At 52.2% G+C, this 4082-nt stretch carries 6 protein-coding genes; 1 reads left to right on the top strand and 5 read right to left on the bottom strand.

Annotation, left to right across the window (positions count from 1 at the left end; genetic code table 11):
• On the top strand, positions 1-262 hold a 262-nt coding region (locus U868_RS25670), incomplete at its 5' end, for a hypothetical protein (RefSeq protein WP_205275471.1).
• Positions 263-282: 20 nt separating this feature from the next.
• On the opposite strand, the gene U868_RS24320 is transcribed toward U868_RS25670, so the two are convergent.
• The 5 genes from U868_RS24320 to U868_RS24945 form a co-directional block, all read right to left on the bottom strand.
• Entirely contained in the window at positions 283-624 is a 342-nt protein-coding gene (locus U868_RS24320; protein ID WP_162817195.1) for an antiterminator Q family protein, read from the bottom strand.
• Between the two features lie 66 nt (positions 625-690).
• Positions 691-1707 (bottom strand): DUF968 domain-containing protein, encoded by a 1017-nt coding sequence (locus U868_RS0100735; protein ID WP_025151614.1) that lies wholly within the window; start codon positions 1705-1707, stop codon positions 691-693.
• Positions 1707-2420, bottom strand: a complete 714-nt coding sequence (locus tag U868_RS0100730; protein WP_036411283.1) for a phage antirepressor KilAC domain-containing protein — start codon at positions 2418-2420, stop codon at positions 1707-1709. Before U868_RS0100730 ends, U868_RS0100735 begins: the two co-directional genes overlap by 1 nt.
• Positions 2421-2481: 61 nt before the next feature.
• Positions 2482-2898 carry a hypothetical protein gene (locus U868_RS0100725; RefSeq protein ID WP_162817194.1) on the bottom strand — a complete coding sequence of 139 codons (417 nt, stop codon included), beginning with the start codon at positions 2896-2898 and terminating at the stop codon, positions 2482-2484.
• On the bottom strand, positions 2895-4082 hold a 1188-nt coding region (locus tag U868_RS24945; RefSeq protein ID WP_115660409.1), incomplete at its 5' end, for a phage N-6-adenine-methyltransferase. The genes U868_RS0100725 and U868_RS24945, both read right to left, overlap by 4 nt.

Genomic DNA, 4082 nt, shown 5'->3' with positions numbered 1-4082 from the left:
GTACAGTAGCCCATGCGAGTCAGCCGATCAGCCTCGGCATTCTCCACAATGGAAAGGTAACTCCCAGCTTTGCGTGTGGATTTCAAGAGCGGCAGGCCTACCACTTGAAGTTACCTTACCATTGCAGATACAAAAAAGCCCCACCGAAGTGAGGCTGTTAATTCTTTATTTTGGCAGCGCCGAAGTTACACGCGCAGCGCTAATTTATCACACCTTACCGTACGGACATCCGGACAGTCAAGTTATTTTACTGATTATTTGATCAGTAAAATATCCATACAATCAGGCAGCTTTCAGTGTCGCATGGATTACACCCGCAATATAGGCTTCCGCCCGTGACAAATATGACGTGATGTAATCCGGGCGCTTTTCCCACTTCTTCGCAATCGCACGACATGAAATATGATTCTGGTAGTGCAGGCAGATAATGTTGTACCCGTCGATATCATATTTCTTCAGACTGCCAACCGCCTGGTCGATAACCATGCCTTCAACATCATCAAGCCACGGTCGATTTCCGGAAGAGGGGCCTGACATGTAAGATACCCCCTTATACTCAGTTCCGGTACGTGACGAACTCCAGTTTCCCCAGGCTTCCAGCCAGTCTTTTATACTTCTGCTCATCACCAAACATTCCGAACTCTGCTGAATATCGCTCATTGTTTATCTCTCCGCGCTCCGTACAGCGCATTAACCAAAAACGCCGATCCCGTATGACCGGTTCATAAACTTAAATAACAACTCCAGCTGGCTGCCGTGCTTTGCTTCCCATGCTGCCGGATCCCGATGCAACTCGTCATGGTGGATCCGACACAGCGGGATAGTAAAAATATCGTGTGCTTTTGTACCGGTACCGCCGGTGCCGTGCCCGATGATGTGATGCGGGTCGTCCGCCTGCTGGCCACACACACAACACGGCTGGCTTTTCACCCACTGCAGGTATTTCTGACACTCCCAGCGCTTTAACTTCGGGATCCGCATAAAACTTGCTGGTGGCTCCGGCTCTATCTCCGGAACAACAACAGGCTTTATCTGCTCTACGATTTCCTGAACAGCCTGGCTGTGTGAGCGCGGCCGGTGAACAATAGAATGCTCGGTCATGGTACCGGCTATCTCTTCTTCCGGTGCCTGCATCAGGATGTAGGAACTGATAAAGGCAGGAAGATGATCACTGACACGGCGCATTACAGACCAGGTGAATAAATCGGAGGGATTAAGAAGATGACCGGCAGGCAACCGCAGATCGGTAAAGATGCCTCGTGCAACCAGTGCCCGCTGATTACATAACAGAATGTCGTCCGCCTGCTGCTGGTGGACACCTCCTTTCCGGATGATGTTGTCGTGGTGCCAGCATGTCCGGATAAAACCGTCTTTATGGCGGGTCATGGTCAGTTCGTGGTGGTGGTAAGGGTTTTCCGGATCGTTAATCTGGCAGTGACCCACCGATTTAACGTAATGCCGGGAACCGGACAGACCGCCGGCGGCTTTTATCACGGCAGGATTATCCATGAAACGCAGCACCCGCTCATCTGTCAGCAGCGGTTGTGCATCTGCCGGAACACGACCGGACGGAATACCATTCATGGACTGCGGCGCCGCGCTCACCACATAGCGGGCACCGTTCAGAAAATTGCCGATCTCCGCGCCCGGATTAAACATCAGGATCCGGGCATCTTTCTGAACAAAACCGGTTAACAGGTAATTCATCAGGAAACAGCTCCTTCAACCTGAGAGGTACCCCACAGCCCTGCAATCCACTTCACGCCCTTCGATGTGAACCGCGCCTGTGAAAATGAATGGTTGTTCGTCTGGCTGGTGCCGGTCTTAATCTCAAGCCGCCCGGCGTCAATATGGCACTGGTATGCCGACCACGACCCGCCAAGGCGGTACATGATTTTTTGCTCCTGCAGGAACAGCCGGAATTCCGGTTCTTTCACTTTCAGTAATTTGCACACCTGACGGAATGTCATTGAGCCGGTGGTATCAACATACCGATCGACAAATTCCGCTTTCGGGGCCGCCAATTCCAGTGCGCGGGATTTTTCTTCGAGCTGCTCATTCAGATCTGCCGCCAGGCGTAAAGCCTCTGTATAGGATTGCGGTATTTTCGGCTGAAGCTGCTCTTCCAGTTCCTGCCACCGGTCGACAATCTTAGCCGTAAACTCCGGGGACAATCTCGCCACCAGTACCAGGGAGTCACGTTTATTGAACCGGTACTCGGTATAGGTATTACCGTTATGCTCAAAATCGAACTCCGCCAACGGCGTAGTTAAAATCCCGGCAATATTCAGCCGTTCTGCCGACCGTTTTACATCACCGTGACGACTGCCGGTCAGTTCGGCTATCTCGCGGCTCGACATCGTTACCGCCTGATTGTGCATCACAGGCGAAATGCTGACACCATGGGTAATCTGCTGCATATTTATCTCTCCACTCATTAAGCGCAGCCGTATACTGCGCGTTTCACATAGGGGCTGATCGTCACCACGGATTTACCACCAGCGACTTTTTCACCCCATTCAACATCATCTCCCGGCGCTTTGCCGCCAGTGCCATAAACAACCGGTTATGCGCAGATACAAACCCGCGCTCTGCCATATCAGCCGGGCTGGACAGGATCGGTCCGTTGTTGCGCCTGACATGAATCGGGTTTTTCCGCATGATGATCACCAGATTTCTGTATTTTTTCGCCTTATCTGCCGCGTCAGGCGACAGTGAGTAAGCAGTGCCTTCTGTGTGGATGCGGCTTATTTCCACAGCAGCACCTATATGAGCCAGAACAGCTAATGCGTTCCGGCTTGTACTGCGTGATACTTTGTATTTGTCCATGATGTAGCGGGTCGTGATTGCAGTCCCCGCCGGGATGTCAGTTGCAATTCTGAGATAAAGAATCATCACGCAGCCTCCCCTGTTTTCTCCACCAGCCAGTGAGCCTGCTGCATAAACAGTTCACCGATGGCGATCAGTTCATCACGGCTGATGTAACTGATTTTGTCTCCCTGCCAGTCCTTATCCAGGATGACAACCGCACCGGCAAAGAAAGCACCTGACGGTTTCTGTTTTTCATCCGCCGGCACAAACCAATCCGGTAAATCGAACCCGATACGACCACGGATAAATGCAACATGATCAGCATACTCAGGCCACCATGTTTCGCTGGTTGCAGCTTTTATCAGAAAAATATACCGCCCACCTTTCTCACGCATAGCCTGAGCGTATTCCATGACATGAACCATCCCTGTAACGGCCTGTTTATCATGATAGGTTGCACGGGAATACGGAGGGTTGCCATATGCTGCCCCGCCCAGCTCTTTCAGCTTTTCTGACCAGTCCTGTGTCAGCGCGTTATCTTCGGCGGTGTAATAGTTCGGGCATTTGCTGTTCTGGCCGTCGGTAAACAGGTCGAGGGTACATGGGCCAAACTTCGCGTTGATACCCCAGTACAGTGCATCAGGCGTCTGCCACTGGTCGCCGACATCTTTCAGCATATGAGCGGGTTTATTACGCAGTTCTTCCAGCGCGACCACGTAATCAGAACGCAGATCCGGAGTTTCCTCCTGGGGCAGAGCAGCAAGGATACGTTCACCAATCCAGCGCATAACCGGTACCGCCATACTGTTACCGATAGCGCGGTAACGCGGACCGTCCGGGCAATCGGTAGCATCTTTACCGCGCCAGCTGATTTGTGTGTGAAAATCCGGAAATCCCTGTAACCGCTCACACTCGACAGGGGTCAAGCGGCGGACGGTGTTGCGTACTGAAACACCATGAATATCAGATTTTGTCAGGGTGTATGAAACGCCGGATTCATCATATCCGGTTCCGTTGCCACCGTTTTGTGGGGCGCGGCCAATAGTATTTCCGACCAAAGCAATCGCAGGCGGCTGCCCTGAATTCTGGTTGCTGTTGCTGCTGTTACCGGCCCGTAATGTCGGAGAAAGGTTTTCGGTAGCATCCGCGCCGTAGTCTTTACAGCTGAATGCGATACAGGCATTTTCCTGCCCGTGGTTGCGTCCCAGCGTGTGTGCCAGTTCATGATTGACGTCCGGATCCTGAGTGCCGTGTACCGCAAAGGTTTCTGT

This window comes from Morganella morganii H1r (genome assembly GCF_000633515.1).
Taxonomy (GTDB): Bacteria; Pseudomonadota; Gammaproteobacteria; order Enterobacterales; family Enterobacteriaceae; genus Morganella; species Morganella morganii_B.
The sequence above is the reverse complement of the archived record's forward strand: the minus strand, read 5'-3'. Positions and strand labels throughout refer to the sequence as shown.